An 18451-nucleotide genomic window follows, 5' to 3' on the forward strand; every position below is an offset into this window, starting at 1 on the left:
CCTAGGTTTTAGATTTAGCGATGATATTGGTGGTCGATTTACCGTCGACAAACTGAAGCGATTTAACTTCGCCGCCGTAGCTTTCGACGAAATCCCAACCGACGATCTGTTCTTTCTTCCAGTCTCCACCTTTAACCAAGATGTCTGGCTTAACTGATTTGATCAGGTTAATCGGTGTTTGTTCGCCGAATAAAACTGTGTGATCCACAGATTTTAAGGATGCTAAGATCTCGGCTCTGTCATTTTCATTTTGAATCGGGCGGGTAGGCCCCTTTAGTTCGCGCACAGAAGCATCGGTGTTGATGCCGACAATCAGAATATCACCTAAGCTTTTAGCTTGTTCTAAATAGCGAACATGGCCGATATGCAGTAAATCGAAACAACCATTGGTGAAGACGATTTTTTTACCGGATTTTTTAAAGTCCGCGATGGCTTTTTCAAGATCATTTCCTGATAAAACTTTAGGTAGAGCGGACGTACTCGGCAGAGACATAAGGCTTAAGAATTTTTCTGTCTTTGGATTTGTGTGCCGGTCACAGCAGCTAACACATCAAAGCGTAAGATCATCGAGATTAAAGTCATTAACACAAAACCCGTAGCCACGTTAATGATCGAACGGGCAGCCACTCGTAGAACGTACGTTGACGAAGCCTGCTGTAATTCATTACCGCAACGTTGATCAAACGCCCATTCGCCCGGCGTGCAGCCTAAGAACGCACGGCAGGCCACAAAGTAAATAATCTGAATACTGCCAAGCAAGCTTAACGTTGCCCAGTAGATTAAGTACTGTGGATCTGGATTAGAGATATTGGCCAATAAGTCGATTTTTGTAATCGCCAGCATCGCAATTAAACTTAACAAGAAAAACGCCGCAATTAACATGGTATCCAAGAAGCCGGCTGAAACCGAAGGAACAGCGGCGATCCACTCAGGACGGCGCGAGTTGCGGGCTAAAGCCTCTTCTTGTTGTTTTTTTTGGTTTAAATTTTTTAAAATTTCGTTTACCGCAGTCTGTGCTTTTGAGATCGAATCATCTTCGATCGTTGGCACATTGATCATCGCTTTACGCTGTGTATTGCTAGCCGGGGTTGCTGCAGGTGCCGCGGCTCTTGGAAGTGGAGAATTTAAGTTAAAACCAGCCGGAGTCGCAGCTGTTGTTGAGGTCGAAGTTGTTGGGGTATCAAATGTTAAGTGTGAACTTTTAAATTCAACCTTAGGAGATACCGCCAGAGGTGCAGCTTTTGCCGAAGTTGATTCTTTATGAAAACCTAAGCCCGAAGTAAGTGGCTTAAACTCGAATTCATCAAATGGATCGTTCATGATATCTGTCTTCTTTGACATAAGTTTTCTCCGTGTCAGGTAGACGATTATTTCATCAGCCCGAACTCATACTTTAGGACAGCGACTAAGGTCAGGCAAGCCGTTTCAACTCGTAAAATTTGTGATCCCAGGGTCACTGGATGAAGGCCTAGTTTGTGCATTTGTTCGGCCTCCATTGACGAAAAACCACCTTCTGACCCCACAATGATCCAGATATTTTCGGGGTTTGGAACGCCAGGTGACAGATATTGTTCCCTAAGTGATTTTATTTCATCAGCAATAGGTTTAATTGACTGCCCCTCATATGCAAAAAGACACCAATTTTGAGCATTAGGGTTAATTATTTGCAGCATATTTTGCCAGTTTGTCACCTGGTGAATTTTCATTAATTCACCACGGCCACACTGCTGGGTGGCAGAGACCACAATCTTTTGCCAACGTTCTTGTTTACCGGCCGGTAACTCTTTTTCTTTTCGGATAAAACTGTAGGTAGATACAAACGGTAAAATCGAGCTTACCCCCATCTCGGTGGCGCGTTCGATGGTTGAATCCATCACGTTATAGCGCGGAATCGACAGCGCTAAATGAATATGCGGTTTAGGCAGGGAGGCGATCACGCGCTCTTCGATAATTTCGGCCAAGGCATCTTTTTTGGTCACGGCTTTAACTTCGACGAGGTACGCCTTTGAATCTTCGGTGATCACTTCAAAGTGGTGACCCACTTCCTGGCGGCAAACATCGAAAATATGATGGTGTTGGTCGCCGCGAAAGGTGACCTGGTTGTTAAATATCTGGCTTTTTTCAATCCAATATCTACGCATGGGGATTAGTTTGTTCTTTGTACCCAGTAACCAACCCATTCATCTTTTTGAATACGTTTGATTACCTTCAGTTCTGGAGAGGCTTCAATGAATTTTTCAAAAAATAAATTATCACGCTCTTGTAAAACACCGGTTAAGAACAGGTAGCCGCCGGGTTTTACTACGCGAATTAAGTCTTTGCGCAATTTGATCAGCACGCCATCGATGATATTAGCGATCACCACATCAAACTGCTCGCGCACTTCTTCTAGTAGCTGGTCGGTGACGACGCAGTCTTTGGTTTCATTTAAGATTAAATTTTCGCGGGCTTTACGGCGTGCTTCAGGATCAATCTCAATGCCGGTGATCATGCCATAACCTACGCGCTCGGCTAATACGGCTAAAATAGCTGTTCCGGTACCGACATCAAGTACGGTCCAGTCTTTTACTTTGTCGGTATTTTCCTGCGCCAGTTTGTGCACAAAGTACGAAGCCATTTTAGTGGTAGCGTGCGTGCCGGTACCGAAGGCCATGCCCGGATCGATGCGCACCTGGAACTGAGCCTCAGGCGGTTTTTCTAGCCACGAAGGTACAACCCAAACGTTACCCACTAGTTTAAATGGTACAAAACCTTTTTTCCATTCTTCGAGCCAGTCTTTCTGGTCTTCGGTGATTGTTTGAGTCTGGATCAGCGGATTTAATTCTTTGATGCTATCGAAAAATTGCTGTTGAGGTTTGTTTTCAAAAAACACATCGACATCCAAAAAACGTTTTGGAATCAACGATGGGTCGTAGGTTAAGTCGGGTTGGGTAAAACTCAATGCCTCAGAGACACCTAAGGCTCCATGGCCAAAGGCAATGACAGATAGTTCATCTTCTTGCGTGCGCGGAATATTAGTTAGGCGGATACGGTAGTATTGAGCTGTCTCTGACATGATATTATTTTCCCTGCTTTCAGCAGGAGGTTAATCTGCCACGGTCAGAGGCAAAAGGCACTATTTTTTCTTGTTATCGATGTAGCTTCCGTCCATGTCGATCTGATCACCGATCATGATTCCGGTTTGCTCGAGCATAGGGTGCTCGTCACGAGGGGTGAGCTCTACTAAACGGGCTACAGCTACACCACCATCAACCTGAATAATTTTCAATAAGCCCACGGTCGTTTTAAAAGTGCCGATGACTTTGGCGCCTTGGTTTTTAATGGTGATTTTACGGGTGGCTTTGACAACCAGGTTCTTTTTTAAACCGGATTTTTCAGAAGCGTTAAGGTAAAAGTCTTTATAAACCGGGTCAGTATCTGCCAGCTGAATATTGCGTCTCACTTCGACGACTTCGATATTTTCAGCAGCCAGGGCGTTAGAGAACAGCACGCCGAATACGATATATAAAGCAGCAAATATTTTTAAAAAATGTACCTTACCCATACTGACTGTATCGGTTTGACCGGCTCAAAACTGTGCAGGACTTTAGGTTGATAAACGTCCAGATCATGAATCTTTATCAACCATCGAAATTAGTTTAAGGAGTTTGATTTACGCTAAAATTTTTTGCGGTTACTTCAGAGAATTAAGTTTTTTCTGAAAGCTTTTACGGTTTCCAGATACAATATCTTTTTTCTTCGAAGACGTGCGCATATCTCGGCGGCCATGCGTTTCAGTCGGTAGATCCGGCATAAAGATACGGGCTTTGGCCGCTTCATTAATATAAACGTAGTCGCCGGTTTCAAGTGCGCCCAGGCGTAATTTACCGATGGCCACACGTTGAAGTTTCATCACATCAAAACCGATTTTTTTGAACATTTCACGAACCTGGTGGTTCTTGCCTTCAGTAATCACGATTTTATACCAATCGTATTTTTCTGAAGTCTTTGTTGAATTCGACTTGTTCATTTTTAATTTTTCGATGTGTTTAGCGCGCACCCGGCCATCAGGAATCGTTACACCTTTTAAAAGTTTATCGATTTTTTCTTTTGCCGGTTGGCCGTTTACTTTTACGTGGTAAGTTTTGGTAACTTCTGTTTTTGGATGCATCACCGAGTTGGCAAAATCACCGTCATTTGTCATTAGCAGTAAACCCTCTGAATCCCAGTCAAGACGGCCGATCGGAAATACTCGGCCCGGAACTTCAGCGACATAGTCAGCAACGGTCGGGCGGTCTAAAGGATCTGTCATTGACGTGATCACCGCTTTTGGTTTGTTGAACATGATGTAGAACATCTGGTTTTTGTTACGTAAAGGTTTTCCATCAACGACAACTTTGTCGTTAACTTCATCGACTTTAACACCCAGCTCGTAGACTTTTTTACCGTTAACGGTCACCAGACCGTCAGCGATCAGTTTGTCAGCGCCACGACGTGAAGCTAAGCCACGTTCAGCCAATAGTTTATTTAATCGGATAAGATTTTTTTCGGACATAGTGATACTCTTTTCTGCGCGTCTCCCGACGGGCCAGTTATAAATCGCCGGTTGGCGAAATATTCTATTCAAGAGCTTTAAGCACTTTAGGCTTTAGGTCTTTCCAATCGAGAAATTGGGTAAAGGTTAACTCTGAAAGAATGTCCCCTTTTTTATTGATAAAAATGACCGTTGGCAAGCCTTTGATTTTATACTTTTCAAGAATTTGTTTAACCTCAGGCAGGTCTTCGGTGGCATCGATTTTAACCAGTTTAAACTGCTTCGACAGCTCGACAAATTCAGGGTGCGTGTAAGTTTTTTCCTCTAGCTCGTGGCAGGCCGCACACCATTCGGCAAAGAAATCCAGGATCACAGGCACTCCATCGGCCTTTGCCTGGGCGATCACGGCTTCAGAGTAGGGGATCCACTTAATCAGTTTTTCGCCGACCTGGCCGTCAACCTGGTTGGTAAAAATCGGGCGCACCTGATCACGCTGAAAGAACGCTATCAGGGTTAACGTCATGGAAGCCACAAACACTAAAATAAATAAGCCCTGGCGGTACGGGTGCTTGCGTTGAAAGTGAAACGCTCCCTGCCAGACTGAAATCGCCATTAAAGTTAATCCTAAAACAATAATCCAGTACTCCATCGGGATAATGAATTTTAAATAGTATAACGCCACACCGATCATCAACAGGCCTAAGGTGAATTTTATAAATTCCATCCACGGGCCCGAGCGCGGAAGTTTTTTTAGGATATTGCTTGAAGCACCGATGGCGATGAAAATTAAGCCTAAACCAAGAGCGTAAGTAAACAATAAACTAAAACCAAGAACGGCGTTCTGCGTAGTTGAGACAAAACTTAAAATCGAAACTAACACCGGACCGACACAAGGGCTGGCAACAATACCGGCCACCATGCCCATAAAAAACGCGCCGGTATAACCCTGGCTTTTGCCGGTGCCGAAACGGTTTCTGATAAAGGCCGGCACCTGTAACTCAAAAGCGCCCCACATGCTGATGGCCATTAAAACAAACAAGCCGACCAGTGATGATAAGACCCATTTGTTCTGCAGCGCCTGACCAAAGATAGCGCCGGTTAAAGCGGCAACCACCCCTAACGAAGAGTAGGTGACCGCGATACCTAAAACATAAAACACCGAGCGTAAGATATTTTGTACGCGCGATTTGTTATGTGAATCATGGCCTAAGATCGATAGGGTGATCGGGATCATCGGAAAAATACACGGCGTAAAGCTGGTTAGAATTCCGGCTAAAAAAACCAGAAGAAAAGTCAGATAAAAGTTTTTTGCTAACTGGTTTTCGATGGTGCCCGCAGAAAACAGCGACATCTCTGGTTTTTCATCTGCTTTCATCTGCGCGAAGTTCACATCGATTGCGATGGTCTGGGTTTTTGGTAAAAAACAAACCTGTTCGCTGCAGATCTGATATTTTAGATCGAACTTAAGTGTCTCCATGTTGCTGCTGATTTTTTCCGGCGCTTCGATTTGCACTTCGATTTCGCCGGATTCATGTAAACCTTTGCGGTTTTTTTTCGAAAACTTGTCGTAGAACTCGATCTCGGGATTTACTTTTAACTGGCCGACCTGAAACTTATTCGGGTTTATATTAGAAATCTTAAACTGATCCAGGTAGGCGTGAAAGCCCTTTGGCATACTGATCGAAATACGGGCTGATTTAATCTGGCCTTCCTGCAGCGTTAGCGGTTGAGTCACGACATGAAACTGCGCTTCACCAGTGGTCTGAGCCATGGCTTCGCAGATAAAAAGAAGAACTAAACAAAAATTACTCAGGATCTTGGTCATATTTACGTCTCGGAAGGTTATGCATGTTAATTTACCACCATTCGCTGGCAAAGACATCGTAAAAACCTAGACCTTCTTCTAGATTCAACATAACTGCATTAACTTTGGACAGAAGTACTCCGATGAATCGATTGTAGAAAAAGAGGTCTCAATGGGATTTGTAGGTATAATTATCGTTTTTGCCATGGTATTCGGTGGATTTGCCCTTGCTGGTGGTAGCTTCGGAGTTATCATAAGTTCTGCGCCAATTGAAATGATGATTATCGGTGGCGCCGCTCTGGGAGCCTACATCATTGCTAACCCGATGAAGGTTATTAAAGCGGGTTTTAAATTAGGTATTCATGCGATGACTGCTAAAGGTCCGCAGAAAAAAGATTACTTAGATCTATTACAAATGCTTTTTCAGTTATTCCAGGTGTTTCGTAAAGAAGGTCCGCAAGGGGTCGAAAAACACATCGAGCAGCCGGATCAAAGTGATATCTTTAAAGCATACCCAACTGTTATGAAAAATCACCACGCGGTTCACTTTTTATGTGACACGATGAAAGTGATTTTATCTACAGACTTATCACAGTACGACATCGATGAATTAATGGATAATGACATGAAAGCCATTCACGCCGAAGAGCACTTAGCACAACATGCGGTGCAGATGGTTGCCGATGGCTTCCCTGGATTAGGTATCGTTGCCGCAGTACTTGGTATCGTGAAAACGATGGCCCATTTAACTGAAGGTAATGAAAAGATCGGCCAGTTAGTTGCCGGCGCCCTGGTCGGAACGATGTTAGGGGTATTTGGTGCTTACGGTCTTATCGGTCCGACAGCAACTAAAATGGCTGCCGACATTGAGGCTGAAGGAAGATTTTTAAACTGTATTAAAGCAGCAGTCGTTGCACTTCAACGTGGTTCGCCTCCGTTAGTGTGTGTTGAGTACGCCCGCCGTACGATCATGCCGGAAGAGCGCCCAACATTTGATGAGTTAGATAAAGCGACAAAAGATATTAAAAAAGCTGCGGCTTAAGTCGCCGGATGGCGAGGATGCGCAGCCCGACTGCGCTGGACTAAGGAAACAGAATGGCTAAGAAGCAACAGATCGTTATTAAAAAGATTATCGTTCAAGGCGGCGGTCACCACGGCGGATCGTGGAAGGTTGCCTTGGCCGATTTCATGACAGCGATGATGGCGTTCTTCCTGGTTATGTGGTTAATGAGCCAGTCTGACCAGACTAAAAAAGCCATTTCTGATTATTTCTCGACACCATCGGTGATCGAATACAACTTTCAGAATTTCGGCGCAGAAATCACACTTGAAAAATTATTTTTGGATTTCGTGAATGAACCATTAAAAGCTATGCAAAGTTTTATGGAGCCGGCAACAAAGAGCCCGAATGTTTTAGATATGGGTTCAGAAAAAGTTGTGGCGGCATATATGGCTGATAAAATGACTGATGTTGCGAAGAACGTGGAGATTTCGCAGGACGGTTTTGATTTTGATATTCCGGATACATTTTTATTCGAGCGCGGTACTTCGCAGCCAAAAGTCGGCTTCGTAGATGTGATGGATAAACTAACGACGGTAACTTCAGGTCTTAAAGATGCTGAAATCAAAATTACTTCGGCATTATTTATCCAGCTGGTTCAGGATCAAACGGCCAAAACTGCTGATAAGGTGGCGTTAGAGCGTTTATCTTTAATCACGAACAAAGTGAATGCGTCGTTTGATTCGAACACCAACACAGTTGTCGGTGCGACAAATATTAAAGATAAAAAAGGCGATTACGATCCAGAGCGTTTGATGGGTTTTATCCGCATAAGTATCCGCCAAAAAGAAGTTGAAGGTAAAAAACGCCGTAAACTAGAAGCCATTTTTGAATCAAAGCCACAGAGTAAGTTAGATCTGGTGCCGCAGGAAAAACAAAAAGCTAAACCTGCGCAAGGGTTAGATCCTAATTTAATCAATCCGGTGGATATCGAAGTGATGAAGCTTGATCAGGAATTTAATCCTGGCAGCAGCATTAACGACTAAGCCTAGTAATTCAATTGTAAGCCGATAAAATAGCCTAAGCGCGAACGGTTGCCGAACTGCGAAGTATTGCTCGGCAAAGTCATGCCGGCTTCAAGTTTTCCGTTCGGAAATGCCATAAAATAACCGGTACCGAATACGTCGATATAATTGCTGTAACGCTGCGAATACTCCATAGTGTAACCGGCGCCCAATTCCAGACCGGTCCGTTCAGTGTATTTCTTATTGAATTTTAGCCGCGTGTAATAAGAAGAAGAACCGGTGCCCTCAAAGTTGTTTTGCCACTCCAAAAGTCCAGTAAAGCGCCCGTAATCCAGTTTAAATCCGTAGCGGATGCCATTTAATGCCTGGGTTTTATAATAGTGATCGTCATGCACGTAGAAAATAAATTTCGAGTTCGACTGAAAATCAACATAAACTTCGGCAATATATTTTATCCACAGATTGTCGTCGTCGTTACCGAGTTTAGAAATATTAGAACCCCAGAAGCCGAATTTGAACTGACTGCCCAGGTTAACTAAAAATGCCGCATTCATGGCAAAACCGCCATTGCTGTAAGAAAGACCGCGGTCGAGAAAGTTTGAAGTTAGGCGGGCATAACCGGAGACATCATAATTGGGTTTGGCACCACCGGAGTCTTTGTCGGATTTTTTATCTTTGTCGCCCGGTTGGGCAGAGTACGCAGGAGCCGCCATTACAATCTGAGTGGTCAGCGATAAAACAAAAAACAGTGATGCCCAATGGCGCACAAACGTCATAGATTTAATTGTCAGAACTATTGGAAAAATAAGCAATCAAAGCTACAATATTACATACCAAAGTTGGAGCTTATGAGTCTTTTTAACGATCTTTCCCTGTGGACAGAATATCCGATTGTTGCCTTTGACACTGAAACCAGTGGTCCTTACCCTTTAGAATCTGAAATTGTCGAGTTAGGCGCGGTTAAGTGGTACCAGGGTAAAGTGATCGGCCAGTTCCAGACGCTGTTAAAGCCGTCTAAGCCGATGACTCAGGAGAACATCAATATCCACGGCATCACCAATGAAATGGTGGCTGCTGCGCCGTTAATGAAAGACCAGATCGGTTTATTTCATGAATTTATCAAAGATTCGATTTTAATTGCCCATCATGCCCCGTTTGATCTGGGCTTTATCGCACCGGAGTTTGAAAAAGCGGGCCTTGCGTTTCCGGCCAACATGCATTTTTGTTCAAGTCTGATTTCGCGTGCCCTTTTGCACACGACCAATCACAAATTACAGACCCTGGTGAGTGAGCTCAACCTGGTTGGCGGGGATGCTCACCGTGCTTATGATGACGCCTACGCGTGTCTGCAGGTCTTTATGAAAGCCGCAGAAAAGCTGGAAGTGCCGTCTTTGGAAAAACTAAAAGCGGTGCAGGTAAAAAAACTGGCGTGGCTGGATTACACTTTGTTTTCTAAACCGAGCGAGCAGATTAAATCACTGGTCGAGGCCATTCAAAAACAGAAAACCATTCAGATTGTTTACGAAGGCGGGCAGAGCAAAAACAAACTGCGCCCGATCACGCCGAAGGGTATCGTCAGAAACCCGGACGGCGATTATGTGCACGCCGAATGCGGCCTGGATAACCAGCGCAAACGATTTTACTTAAATAAGATTGTCGATATAGAGCTGGTTTAGTCTTTGTGAATTTCGATCATGCGGGCTTTGATTTTTTCCGCGAGTTCTTCCAGGTGCTTAAAATCATCGCCGGCACGCAGCTGCAAAGCTTTTTTCTCTTCGTCTAAACCTTTACCGTCAATGGCAGCACTTAAAAAACGCTCAAAGGCATATACCGGCCCGGCGATGCGGTGAGAAATAAATTTTGCCACACCAAATAAAGCCACCGAAAAGGCCAGCACCAGAATGCCAAACGAAATCAGAAAGGCTTTGGTGTATTCGGTATGAGATTCATAAACGCCTAACTCCTTAAGTGCGATCTGAAAATAAGTGTAGGAAAACACCATGCACACCAGCGAAACCAGTACGCCGGTAGAAATAAAGATCGCGGCGTACTTAAGCTGAAATTTTTTATTGATCCAGAATTTATTTCTTGAGTCTTCATCTGGCCACAGTTCTTTACCGTCTTTAAACAGTGAATAGATCAGTAAAGAATAACCCACCCATTGAATCATATCTGCCACATTCCAGATCGGGGTGTGGAAGCTTTTGTACTGCAAGCTGATAAAGTCGACGACAAAGCCGTAGTAGGTACGGTCAAGAACGTTTCCTAAAATACCGCCGACTAAAAGCGATAAACCGATACGCAGGCGCATCACCTTCACGGGCACCATAAACTGTAAAAAAGCGTACAGGCATAAAATAAAAAATCCGCTTGTCGATAAAGTTACAATGCGCAGAAATGCAGGTAATTTAGAAAATAAGCCAAGCATCGCACCGTCATTGTTTACAAGAACAAAATGAATTGGTCCGACCCAGTGTTCTTGCATATCCCAAGCCCAATTTTTCGTAGCCTGGTCGGCAATCACTGCTAAAAGTAGTGTTGCAACGACAAAAAGCCAATCTATAGTTTTCATATCCTTATTTTGCCGATACAGTTGATAAAATGAACTACATATTGCGATTATTAATTTTACTCAACCTATGTCTAGCGGGTATCGCGGCCGAAGGCCAAAGCCTGCAATCTCGCGTAAATGAAATTCTGGTGAAAAATAAAATCAATCCCGAGCATGTCAGTCTGGAAGTTGCGCTTAAAGACGAGACTGTTCTGGAAACGAATGCGAAAAAATTATTAATACCAGCATCGATTTCCAAATTGTTAACCACGTATTCGGTATTAAAAAATATCGACCTTACCCAGAAATTTAAAACCGAGCTGTATTATGACGGTAAAAATCTGTACTTAAAAGGTGGCGGTGATCCAAGTTTTGTCTCTGAAAATATGTGGTATCTGGTGAACGAATTCACCCGCCAGAAAATCGGGGTGATCTTGGGCGATATCGTTGTCGATGATTACTACTTTGATGATGTGCGTTTTGACAGTTCGCGCGAAGCTGCACGCGTAGACCGTTCGTACGATGCGCCGGTCGGGGCAATGAGTTTTAACTGGAATTCAGTCAATGTTTTTGTAAAACCTGGTGAGAAAGAAAACGAGAAAGCTCAGGTGGTCGTTGATCCTGATAACGGCTATTTTGCACTGGTAAACCGGACGACGACAAAAGCAAAAAAATTGTCGCGTGAACTCATTATTGATATCGACCAATCAGCTCGCACCATCACGGTAACCGGTGATGTTCTAAAAGGCGGTGCCGAAAAAGCTTATTATAAAAACGTGGCCGAACCGGAAAAATGGGCCGGTGCAAATCTGCGGGCTTTTTTGTTACAGCGAAATATCGACGTCAAAGGTAAAATCAGGCACGGAAAGACGCCGTCAAATGCCGAAAAACTTGTGACTTTCGAAAGTAAAAGTCTCTCGCTGATCCTTGCCGACATGAACAAATTTTCCAACAATTACGTGGCCGAGATGTTAACAAAAAATCTCGCTGCACTTTCAGGCGAAGTGCCGGCCACCCTGGCCACCGGTGTAAAAGTTATCCAGAAAGATCTGAAAGAGTTGGGTTTGGATAAGAAAGATGTAGTTCTATATAACCCGTCGGGGCTTACACGCGATAACCGTTTGTCGGCGCACGGTATGAATGAAGTGTTAAAGGTAATGCAAAATGATTTTCGTTATTTTCCGACCCTGCTTGAATCGCTGCCGATTGCTGCGATCGACGGAACACTTAAAAAACGCATGAAAAACACGCCAGCTGCGGGTTTTGTGCGCGCTAAAACCGGGTATCTGGACGGCGTTGTTACTCTGGCAGGCTACGCTGGACAAAAGAACGGCGATATATACCGCTATGCGTTTCTGTACAATGGTCCACAAGATGAAGCAAAAGTGCGTGAAGCTTTTGATCAAATCCTGATTTCCCTTTTAAAATAAGTAGGTGAGATTTTTATTTCTAGCTACCGCATTACTTATAAGCCTGCAAAGTCACGCCTTAGTGACCGAGTGGAAATCAACGCTACCGAAAAACTCTGTATTTAAAGTTAATGCCGATATGCGTGGCCGCGTCGACTTCTGGAAAAAAATCTACTCCGAGGTTTCAGAAAATGAAGGCCTGTTTCATGATCCTGATTTTCCGGAGTATGTGTTCGGCCAAGTCAGCTGGGAACACATCAAAAACAACAAAAGTTTATCCTCTGCCGAGAAAAAAAAGAAAATCAATAATCTGATCGAGTACGAGCGTATCCGCCTGGCGGCTAAATGGAAAATTAAAAACTTAAAACGTATCCGTTTACAGACAGGTCTGAAAGAGCGCACGCAAAAAGCTTTATTCTTGTCGGGTCAGTATCTTCCGATGATGGAAGAAGTTTTTCGGAAAAAGAATTTACCAATCGAATTATCGCGCCTGCCTTTTGTCGAAAGCTCATTTAACGTGAATGCGCAATCGAAAGTCGGCGCCAGCGGCCTTTGGCAGATCATGCCGTTTGTGGCCCGCCCTGAAGGATATATTAAAAACTTCTACGATAAGAGAAATCATCCGTACTACGCCACAACATTAGCGGCGGATATGCTGGCCGACAACTACCGTGCCTTAAAGAAATGGCCGTTAGCCGTTTCGGCTTACAATCACGGTTTGGGCGGAATTAAAAAAATGGTTCGCAAAAGTAATTCAAATTATCTGCCGGATCTGATCGAGTCTGCTGATAGAACCAGAAGCTGGGGATTTGCTTCAGAGAACTTCTACGCTTGTTTTTTGGCGATGTTAGAAGTTGAGCGTGAGGCGAAATCATTATTCGGTGACGAGCTGTTAAAAGCCAAACCTCTGCCGATGAACCGCGTGATTACCGCAAAAGCGGTACCGAAAAAAGTGGCGTTAAAACATTTCGGTGGCAGCCTAGATAAATTAAGAAAGTTCAATCCGCACCTGAATATGGCACTCTTAAAGAAAACTAAAGTGATTCCTTCAGGGGTTCCTTTGGTTTTACCAAGCAAGGCAAAGACCAAGTACTTTAAGACTGCCGGTCTGTAATTCTATTAATTTAAATTTCCGCAATTTGATTTTAAGTAGCGGCCTTTTTCTGGGATTCGAAACATTTTTGCCATAGTTTCGCAGGTCGCTTTTTTTATGCTCGGTTCAAACTGCGAGTAACAGTTAAATAAAGCTGCATCATGGTTTTCAATGTCGGTGAACTGGCGGGCTTTAGCTACGCAGGTTTTTAAATTCGGAAACTCCGAAATATGGTAAAAGCAGTAAGAGCGGATATTTTCTTTAAGATAGTTTGATTTGACGGTATTCACCTGGTTAAAGCAGGTGCTTAAGGTAATATGCTTTTGGGTTTTACCTAAACAGGCCTGAATCTCATTAGGTTGGTCATCTAAGCACTTTTCAAGTCTGCTGGTCGCAGAAGTAAAGCCGGTAGTTAACAGCATAAAGGCAGTTAAAAACAGGGCGGTCATTAGGCTTTTGACTTTGGCGTTCTTTTTTACGTTCAACATGCTTTAGTCTTTTAGCATAAAGTGTTCCATGCTGGAACAGTCGCGGGATTGCGTAAAGTGCTTATAAGTGATTATAGACGTTTAGGGGCTTTGACAGCAGCCGAGAATTGTCAGCCGCATTGTTATATTTCTACATCAGATCGAATATATGAGTTTTCAGTTCAGTTTTGCTTAAAAGTTAAGTAATACAAGCCTCATGAAAACACAGAGCAGATCTTTAATCGGGCTATTTACCATTATCTTTTTAATGTTCACATCAGCGGAAGCGAAGGTGGATAAAACGGTTCAGAACCTGTTGGCAAAAACTTCGTCTGAGGCGTTTCAGACCTTTGAAAAAGACGGGCTAAAAAATTCGCAAGTTGCGATGGATTATCTGTTTTTAAAAATCGAAAAAAAGCAAAATTTTCAGCTGCTGACAGAAGCAGAATTAGCCGGTTTTCATTTTGATGTCTTAACGCAAAAAGTTTTGGATTTTGTTAACCGGCTGAACTCTGCATTTAACCTGCCGATTAATTATAAATTAAGAAAACAAATGCAGTTTGAATTCTATGCTCTGAGCCAGGCAATTAAAAAAGCCAACGAAGTGAGTCTGACCGTTGATGCTGATCACTTTGATAAACTGCATGACATGTTGATGGGTCAGGGCATCAGTTTATTTTATGCTTCGGCCAATGATAAAAAACGTACCGATTTGTTTTTAACCAGTTATTATCTGCATGAGCTTGAGTACCCGATGGATATGACGGCCCGCCATTTGGAGTCATTAAAAAAATCATCTAAGTGGGGTGGCAACACTAAATTGTACGCGGCTAAAATCGCACGCGCCGCACTTCACGGCGGCGTGATGTTAAATAAGTTAACTTCAAAGCAGATCGATATATTGTACAACGCCAGTTTACTGACAAGTATTGATGATGGCGCCAAACAAACGCTGCAAAAAATCTATTTAAAACAGCTGCAGATGATCGGTGATCAGGAAAAAATCAAAGAAGTTAAACGCGAGTTGGCTTCAACGATCTTATGGACAGAGACGAAAAATCTATTATCAAATCCATTAAATATTTTAAAGTATATTCAGTTCTGCGTAGGTTATGTGTTTATCGCATGGCCGCTGGAGTTTATCCTGATCTGGGTATCGCTTGCGATTTTTGCCTTTCAGGCATCGACGGTGCTGACCGTAGAAGAGCGCCGTAAAAAATCTGCGGGTAAAAAATTATGGCTGGTTTTTCAGAAAGCGTATCTGGGAAGTAACGTGCCGTTTTTTACGAAGTTTGCGGCGTCATTGATTTTATTCGGCATCGGTCTCTACTTTAATTCGGCAAAGAATTTCGTAGAGACCATGATGGCGAATATGTAGTGCGAAGCTACCATCCGTGGCTAGCTTCTGACGGCGTCCTGCCGTCAGATCTTAAAATTATGGCGTCGGGTTTGGGTTGATCGGCCCGATGCTCACATTGATGGTGCGGTACGGGTTGTCGGCATATTCAAGCAGGTATAAACACGGTTCGATATTTTTATTAAATACCGGCTGGATCACAGCAGCACCTGGATAAAATCCGCCACCACCAAAACCGCCTGAAGCTTGTGATGGGTCTAGCTCAAACGTAAAAGAGAAAATTTTGTGTTCGCCGTAAGACCAATCTGTTGTATCACCGCTGGTGATATAAAGATCAGAGCTCTGTTGCGGCGTATACTTGTTCCACTCGGCCATTTTGCGCGCCATTGTTTCGTGCACGAGCAAATCTTTGCCGTTTTCAATGCTGTCGTACTTGTGGCCCCACGGATAAAGAATCAGTTGCGAGTAAGTGTGAAACGATAAAAGAATGGTAATATTGGTGTGCGCTTCAACATAGTTTTTAATCGCCAGAGTTTCTGGTTCAGAGAACGGTTTGGTTCCCATGTAGGTGTCAGAGTTTGGATTGGTTGAAGATCCGCCGGTGCCCCATTTGTAACCGTAGTTTCGGTTTAAATCTGTACCGAATGTGCCGTTAGCATTGCGTGAACGGCTTTTGCGCCACATCTTGTAGCTGCCATCCTGGATGTCGTAAGCTTTGCCATCAGGGTTTACCGCCGGAATAATGTGAATATCGCGTGAGTCCATCAGATTTACTACACGTTGATTGCCGGCTTTGTACTGGTTCACCAGGTACTGGGTAAGCATCAAAGCCATTTCGACTGATAAGTGTTCGCGGGCGTGGTGTCCACCCATGTAGATGACCGCCGGTTTTTCTGAAGCATGTGCCTGGTCAGATCCCAAGCGCATCGCCCACAGATCGCGGCCTTCCGTTGATTTACCCGCAGATGTCATTTTCACCAGCGTTGGATTTTCACTCGCAAGGGTCGTTAATGCGGCAGTTAACTCTTCGTAATTATGAAAGGCCGAATCTTTAGCCGGAAAATCTTTACCGTTAAATTCAGCTTCATCAGCTAAGTTTGAGTAGGCTAATAACCAGCCAAGTTTCTGGATTTTTTTTAATTCGTCATCGTTACCGAAAGCGACAACATAATCGTCTGATGAATTTTCGATTCCGACGATGTTGGCGATCACCGAACGCTCGAATTTATCTTTCGCGCGAATTTTCATCCAGTAACGTTGGTTTGAGGTTGATTGCGCAAATTGCGCAACAGAAACAGCGATCAGGATCACTGCAGCCAATAGAGCTGACTTCTTAAAGTTGAATTTGACCGACATATTGCCCCTTCCGTGGGTGTAATAGTTAGTGTTTGTTTACATGAATTAACTATTACGGTAGCACGAAAGAAGGGCGTGTCTAGACTTTAGTTAGACTGATTTGAAAAAAGCATGTTCGTGAGTTTTTCCTGTAACTCCTCACGCTTAAGAAACTGTACACCGACACCTAGACCTTTGGCCCAAACGACCTCACAGTCGACAACGTGAATGCGGTTTAAACTTCTTAAATTAACTGTTACGCGGGCAATATCGCCTTTTTTGACCGAAAAGTTCGGGCTTAATACCTCAAAAAAAGCACCACTTGCGGATAGGTTTCCCATCTTAGTTAAGATGCGACCTGATTTACCGTAGATCTCGATATGAGCTAACTCCTGTGTAACATAGCGGCGTGCAACCTGTTGTGTATTTTGACTATTCATATACTGCTCCAATTACTATTTTAGATCGGAAATTGTGCTGGCAATATTGAATTTTTTTTTATGTTTTAATTGTCAATTATTTCGACGTTTTCGACCAAACTTCGTAGGCGAGTCCGGGGTGGACCTCAGACATTTGGCGATTTTGCAATGTAAAGCCCGCAGCAAAATCTGCGGGGTAGAAGGTATCACCCTCATACTGGCCCGGAATGCGGGTGACATACAGCCGATCACACTGCCGGCGGGTTTGTTTGTAGATCTCGGCCCCGCCGACCACCATAACTTCTTCGGGGTATTCGCCGATTTTAGTTTTGGCAAAAGCAATCGCTTCTTCAATCGTTGTTACAAAATGAACGTTTGCAAATTCGCTGGTCTGCGGTTTTCGCGAAATCACAATGTGAAAACGCTTGGGTAAAGGCTTACCTAAAGAATCATAAGTTTTACGACCCATGATCATGATTTTTCCTGATGTCTGGGTTTTGAAATATTTTAAATCTTCAGGAAAATGCCACAGCAGTTTATTATCTTTGCCGATGGCAAAGTTTTCTCCGATGGCCACGATTTGCGATAGAATCATTTTAAAATCCTTCGGATTTATATTAAACCGCTACCTCACCCTTAATGGCAGGGTGTGGGTCGTATCCTACGATTTCGATATCTTCGTATTTAAAATCAAAAATATTTTTCACATTAGGATTTAATTTTAATTTTGGCAGCGGGCGGCACTCGCGTGACAGCTGCAGTTTCACTTGTTCTAAGTGATTTGAGTAAATATGCGCATCACCCAGGGTATGAATAAATTCACCCACCTCTAGATCGCAGACCTGCGCCACCATGTGAACCAATAGGGCGTAGCTGGCGATGTTAAACGGAACGCCTAAAAAGATATCCGCACTACGTTGGTAAAGCTGGCAAGAAAGTTTGCCAGCAGCCACGTAAAACTGAAAGAACGCATGGCATGGCGGTAACGCCATTTTGTTGATATCAGACGGGTTAAAGGCCACCACTAATAAGCGGCGTGAGTCCGGATTTTTTTTAATTTCGTTGATCACGTTGCTGATCTGATCGATGGTGGTGCCGTCGGCAGCTTCCCATGAGCGCCACTGTTTGCCATACACCGGCCCCAGATTGCCGTTTTCATCAGCCCATTCATCCCAGATCGAAACTTTATTCTCTTTTAAGTAAGCGATGTTGGTTTCGCCTTTTAAAAACCATAACAATTCATGAAAGATCGAACGGGTGTGTAATTTTTTGGTTGTTAAAAGAGGAAATCCTTTTTGCAGATCAAAACGCATTTGATATCCGAACACACTGATTGTTCCGGTGCCGGTACGGTCTGATTTTACGGTGCCTTCGCTAAGAACGTGTTTTAAAAGATCGTGGTATTGTTTCATAGGGATAACCTCTCTCTAAGTAGAAATTATCCGTGATAAGAAGCGTTGCTGTCGAGAAAACTGCAA

The 18451-nt window shown here is 43.6% G+C and carries 20 protein-coding genes; 6 read left to right on the top strand and 14 right to left on the bottom strand.

Annotated features, from left to right (window positions below; genetic code table 11):
* Position 1 precedes the first annotated feature (1 nt).
* From rfaE2 to AC04MM_RS07885, 7 genes are all read right to left on the bottom strand, one after another.
* Positions 2-493 carry a D-glycero-beta-D-manno-heptose 1-phosphate adenylyltransferase gene (gene rfaE2, locus AC04MM_RS07855; protein ID WP_475379792.1) on the bottom strand — a complete coding sequence of 164 codons (492 nt, stop codon included), beginning with the start codon at positions 491-493 and terminating at the stop codon, positions 2-4.
* Between the two features lie 5 nt (positions 494-498).
* Positions 499-1341, bottom strand: a complete 843-nt coding sequence (locus AC04MM_RS07860) for a hypothetical protein (RefSeq protein ID WP_475379793.1) — start codon at positions 1339-1341, stop codon at positions 499-501.
* Positions 1342-1367: 26 nt separating this feature from the next.
* On the bottom strand, positions 1368-2141 hold the full coding sequence (locus AC04MM_RS07865; protein ID WP_475379794.1) for an RsmE family RNA methyltransferase: 774 nt from the start codon (positions 2139-2141) through the stop codon (positions 1368-1370).
* Positions 2142-2146: 5 nt separating this feature from the next.
* Complete coding sequence (locus tag AC04MM_RS07870) at positions 2147-3055, bottom strand: 50S ribosomal protein L11 methyltransferase (protein WP_475379795.1); 909 nt, start codon at positions 3053-3055, stop codon at positions 2147-2149.
* Positions 3056-3115: 60 nt separating this feature from the next.
* Positions 3116-3544 carry a hypothetical protein gene (locus AC04MM_RS07875; RefSeq protein ID WP_475379796.1) on the bottom strand — a complete coding sequence of 143 codons (429 nt, stop codon included), beginning with the start codon at positions 3542-3544 and terminating at the stop codon, positions 3116-3118.
* Positions 3545-3673: 129 nt separating this feature from the next.
* The gene (locus AC04MM_RS07880) at positions 3674-4534 is read right to left on the bottom strand and encodes a pseudouridine synthase (protein WP_475379797.1); all 861 of its coding nucleotides are present in this window, start codon (positions 4532-4534) and stop codon (positions 3674-3676) included.
* A gap of 64 nt (positions 4535-4598) precedes the next feature.
* Positions 4599-6338, bottom strand: coding sequence for a protein-disulfide reductase DsbD family protein (locus AC04MM_RS07885; protein WP_475379798.1), 1740 nt, complete (start codon positions 6336-6338; stop codon positions 4599-4601).
* A gap of 151 nt (positions 6339-6489) precedes the next feature.
* On the opposite strand from AC04MM_RS07885, the gene motA reads away from it, so the two are divergent.
* Positions 6490-7359: a flagellar motor stator protein MotA gene (gene motA, locus AC04MM_RS07890; RefSeq protein WP_475379799.1), complete on the top strand. Its 870-nt coding sequence runs from the start codon at positions 6490-6492 to the stop codon at positions 7357-7359.
* A gap of 53 nt (positions 7360-7412) precedes the next feature.
* Positions 7413-8363: an OmpA/MotB family protein gene (locus AC04MM_RS07895; RefSeq protein WP_475379800.1), complete on the top strand. Its 951-nt coding sequence runs from the start codon at positions 7413-7415 to the stop codon at positions 8361-8363.
* 2 nt (positions 8364-8365) lie between these two features.
* Here AC04MM_RS07895 and AC04MM_RS07900 read toward each other — a convergent pair whose 3' ends face one another.
* The gene (locus AC04MM_RS07900) at positions 8366-9118 is read right to left on the bottom strand and encodes a TorF family putative porin (protein ID WP_475379801.1); all 753 of its coding nucleotides are present in this window, start codon (positions 9116-9118) and stop codon (positions 8366-8368) included.
* 72 nt (positions 9119-9190) lie between these two features.
* On the opposite strand from AC04MM_RS07900, the gene AC04MM_RS07905 reads away from it, so the two are divergent.
* Positions 9191-10018: a 3'-5' exonuclease gene (locus AC04MM_RS07905; protein ID WP_475379802.1), complete on the top strand. Its 828-nt coding sequence runs from the start codon at positions 9191-9193 to the stop codon at positions 10016-10018.
* Here AC04MM_RS07905 and AC04MM_RS07910 read toward each other — a convergent pair.
* Positions 10015-10914, bottom strand: a complete 900-nt coding sequence (locus AC04MM_RS07910) for a signal peptidase II (protein WP_475379803.1) — start codon at positions 10912-10914, stop codon at positions 10015-10017. The two genes, AC04MM_RS07905 and AC04MM_RS07910, sit on opposite strands and share 4 nt — an antisense overlap.
* A gap of 29 nt (positions 10915-10943) precedes the next feature.
* Between AC04MM_RS07910 and dacB the strand changes: the two genes are divergently transcribed.
* On the top strand, positions 10944-12323 hold the full coding sequence (dacB, locus tag AC04MM_RS07915; protein WP_475379804.1) for a D-alanyl-D-alanine carboxypeptidase/D-alanyl-D-alanine endopeptidase: 1380 nt from the start codon (positions 10944-10946) through the stop codon (positions 12321-12323).
* Positions 12324-12327: 4 nt separating this feature from the next.
* Positions 12328-13416: a transglycosylase SLT domain-containing protein gene (locus AC04MM_RS07920; protein ID WP_475379805.1), complete on the top strand. Its 1089-nt coding sequence runs from the start codon at positions 12328-12330 to the stop codon at positions 13414-13416.
* A 5-nt stretch (positions 13417-13421) separates the two neighbouring features.
* Here the strand turns inward: AC04MM_RS07920 and AC04MM_RS07925 are convergent, their stop codons facing one another.
* Entirely contained in the window at positions 13422-13883 is a 462-nt protein-coding gene (locus AC04MM_RS07925; protein WP_475379806.1) for a hypothetical protein, read from the bottom strand.
* A gap of 196 nt (positions 13884-14079) precedes the next feature.
* Between AC04MM_RS07925 and AC04MM_RS07930 the strand changes: the two genes are divergently transcribed.
* On the top strand, positions 14080-15240 hold the full coding sequence (locus tag AC04MM_RS07930) for a hypothetical protein (RefSeq protein WP_475379807.1): 1161 nt from the start codon (positions 14080-14082) through the stop codon (positions 15238-15240).
* 57 nt (positions 15241-15297) lie between these two features.
* On the opposite strand, the gene AC04MM_RS07935 is transcribed toward AC04MM_RS07930, so the two are convergent.
* The 4 genes from AC04MM_RS07935 to AC04MM_RS07950 all read right to left on the bottom strand — a co-directional run bounded on the left by AC04MM_RS07935 (position 15298) and on the right by AC04MM_RS07950 (position 18385).
* Positions 15298-16575, bottom strand: coding sequence for a M14 family metallopeptidase (locus tag AC04MM_RS07935; protein WP_475379808.1), 1278 nt, complete (start codon positions 16573-16575; stop codon positions 15298-15300).
* Between the two features lie 86 nt (positions 16576-16661).
* A complete protein-coding gene (locus tag AC04MM_RS07940; RefSeq protein ID WP_475379809.1) occupies positions 16662-16994 on the bottom strand; it encodes a PilZ domain-containing protein in 333 nt (110 codons plus the stop codon).
* A gap of 76 nt (positions 16995-17070) precedes the next feature.
* Positions 17071-17568: a dihydrofolate reductase gene (locus tag AC04MM_RS07945; protein WP_475379810.1), complete on the bottom strand. Its 498-nt coding sequence runs from the start codon at positions 17566-17568 to the stop codon at positions 17071-17073.
* A 22-nt stretch (positions 17569-17590) separates the two neighbouring features.
* Positions 17591-18385, bottom strand: a complete 795-nt coding sequence (locus tag AC04MM_RS07950; protein ID WP_475379811.1) for a thymidylate synthase — start codon at positions 18383-18385, stop codon at positions 17591-17593.
* Positions 18386-18451 lie beyond the last annotated feature (66 nt).

The organism is Bdellovibrio sp. SBM16, from assembly GCF_056175625.1.

Bases quoted from the DNA above. Each gene is read 5' to 3' on its own strand.
- AC04MM_RS07940 (WP_475379809.1), bottom strand. From the start codon at position 16,994: ATGAATAGTCAAAATACACAACAGGTTGCACGCCGCTATGTTACACAG.
- AC04MM_RS07945 (WP_475379810.1), bottom strand. From the start codon at position 17,568: ATGATTCTATCGCAAATCGTGGCCATCGGAGAAAACTTTGCCATCGGC.
- AC04MM_RS07880 (WP_475379797.1), bottom strand. From the start codon at position 4,534: ATGTCCGAAAAAAATCTTATCCGATTAAATAAACTATTGGCTGAACGT.
- AC04MM_RS07925 (WP_475379806.1), bottom strand. From the start codon at position 13,883: ATGTTGAACGTAAAAAAGAACGCCAAAGTCAAAAGCCTAATGACCGCC.
- rfaE2 (WP_475379792.1), bottom strand. From the start codon at position 493: ATGTCTCTGCCGAGTACGTCCGCTCTACCTAAAGTTTTATCAGGAAAT.
- AC04MM_RS07905 (WP_475379802.1), top strand. From the start codon at position 9,191: ATGAGTCTTTTTAACGATCTTTCCCTGTGGACAGAATATCCGATTGTT.
- AC04MM_RS07870 (WP_475379795.1), bottom strand. From the start codon at position 3,055: ATGTCAGAGACAGCTCAATACTACCGTATCCGCCTAACTAATATTCCG.
- AC04MM_RS07875 (WP_475379796.1), bottom strand. From the start codon at position 3,544: ATGGGTAAGGTACATTTTTTAAAAATATTTGCTGCTTTATATATCGTA.
- AC04MM_RS07895 (WP_475379800.1), top strand. From the start codon at position 7,413: ATGGCTAAGAAGCAACAGATCGTTATTAAAAAGATTATCGTTCAAGGC.
- AC04MM_RS07885 (WP_475379798.1), bottom strand. From the start codon at position 6,338: ATGACCAAGATCCTGAGTAATTTTTGTTTAGTTCTTCTTTTTATCTGC.
- dacB (WP_475379804.1), top strand. From the start codon at position 10,944: ATGAACTACATATTGCGATTATTAATTTTACTCAACCTATGTCTAGCG.
- AC04MM_RS07950 (WP_475379811.1), bottom strand. From the start codon at position 18,385: ATGAAACAATACCACGATCTTTTAAAACACGTTCTTAGCGAAGGCACC.
- AC04MM_RS07860 (WP_475379793.1), bottom strand. From the start codon at position 1,341: ATGTCAAAGAAGACAGATATCATGAACGATCCATTTGATGAATTCGAG.
- AC04MM_RS07935 (WP_475379808.1), bottom strand. From the start codon at position 16,575: ATGTCGGTCAAATTCAACTTTAAGAAGTCAGCTCTATTGGCTGCAGTG.
- AC04MM_RS07900 (WP_475379801.1), bottom strand. From the start codon at position 9,118: ATGACGTTTGTGCGCCATTGGGCATCACTGTTTTTTGTTTTATCGCTG.
- motA (WP_475379799.1), top strand. From the start codon at position 6,490: ATGGGATTTGTAGGTATAATTATCGTTTTTGCCATGGTATTCGGTGGA.
- AC04MM_RS07910 (WP_475379803.1), bottom strand. From the start codon at position 10,914: ATGAAAACTATAGATTGGCTTTTTGTCGTTGCAACACTACTTTTAGCA.
- AC04MM_RS07865 (WP_475379794.1), bottom strand. From the start codon at position 2,141: ATGCGTAGATATTGGATTGAAAAAAGCCAGATATTTAACAACCAGGTC.
- AC04MM_RS07930 (WP_475379807.1), top strand. From the start codon at position 14,080: ATGAAAACACAGAGCAGATCTTTAATCGGGCTATTTACCATTATCTTT.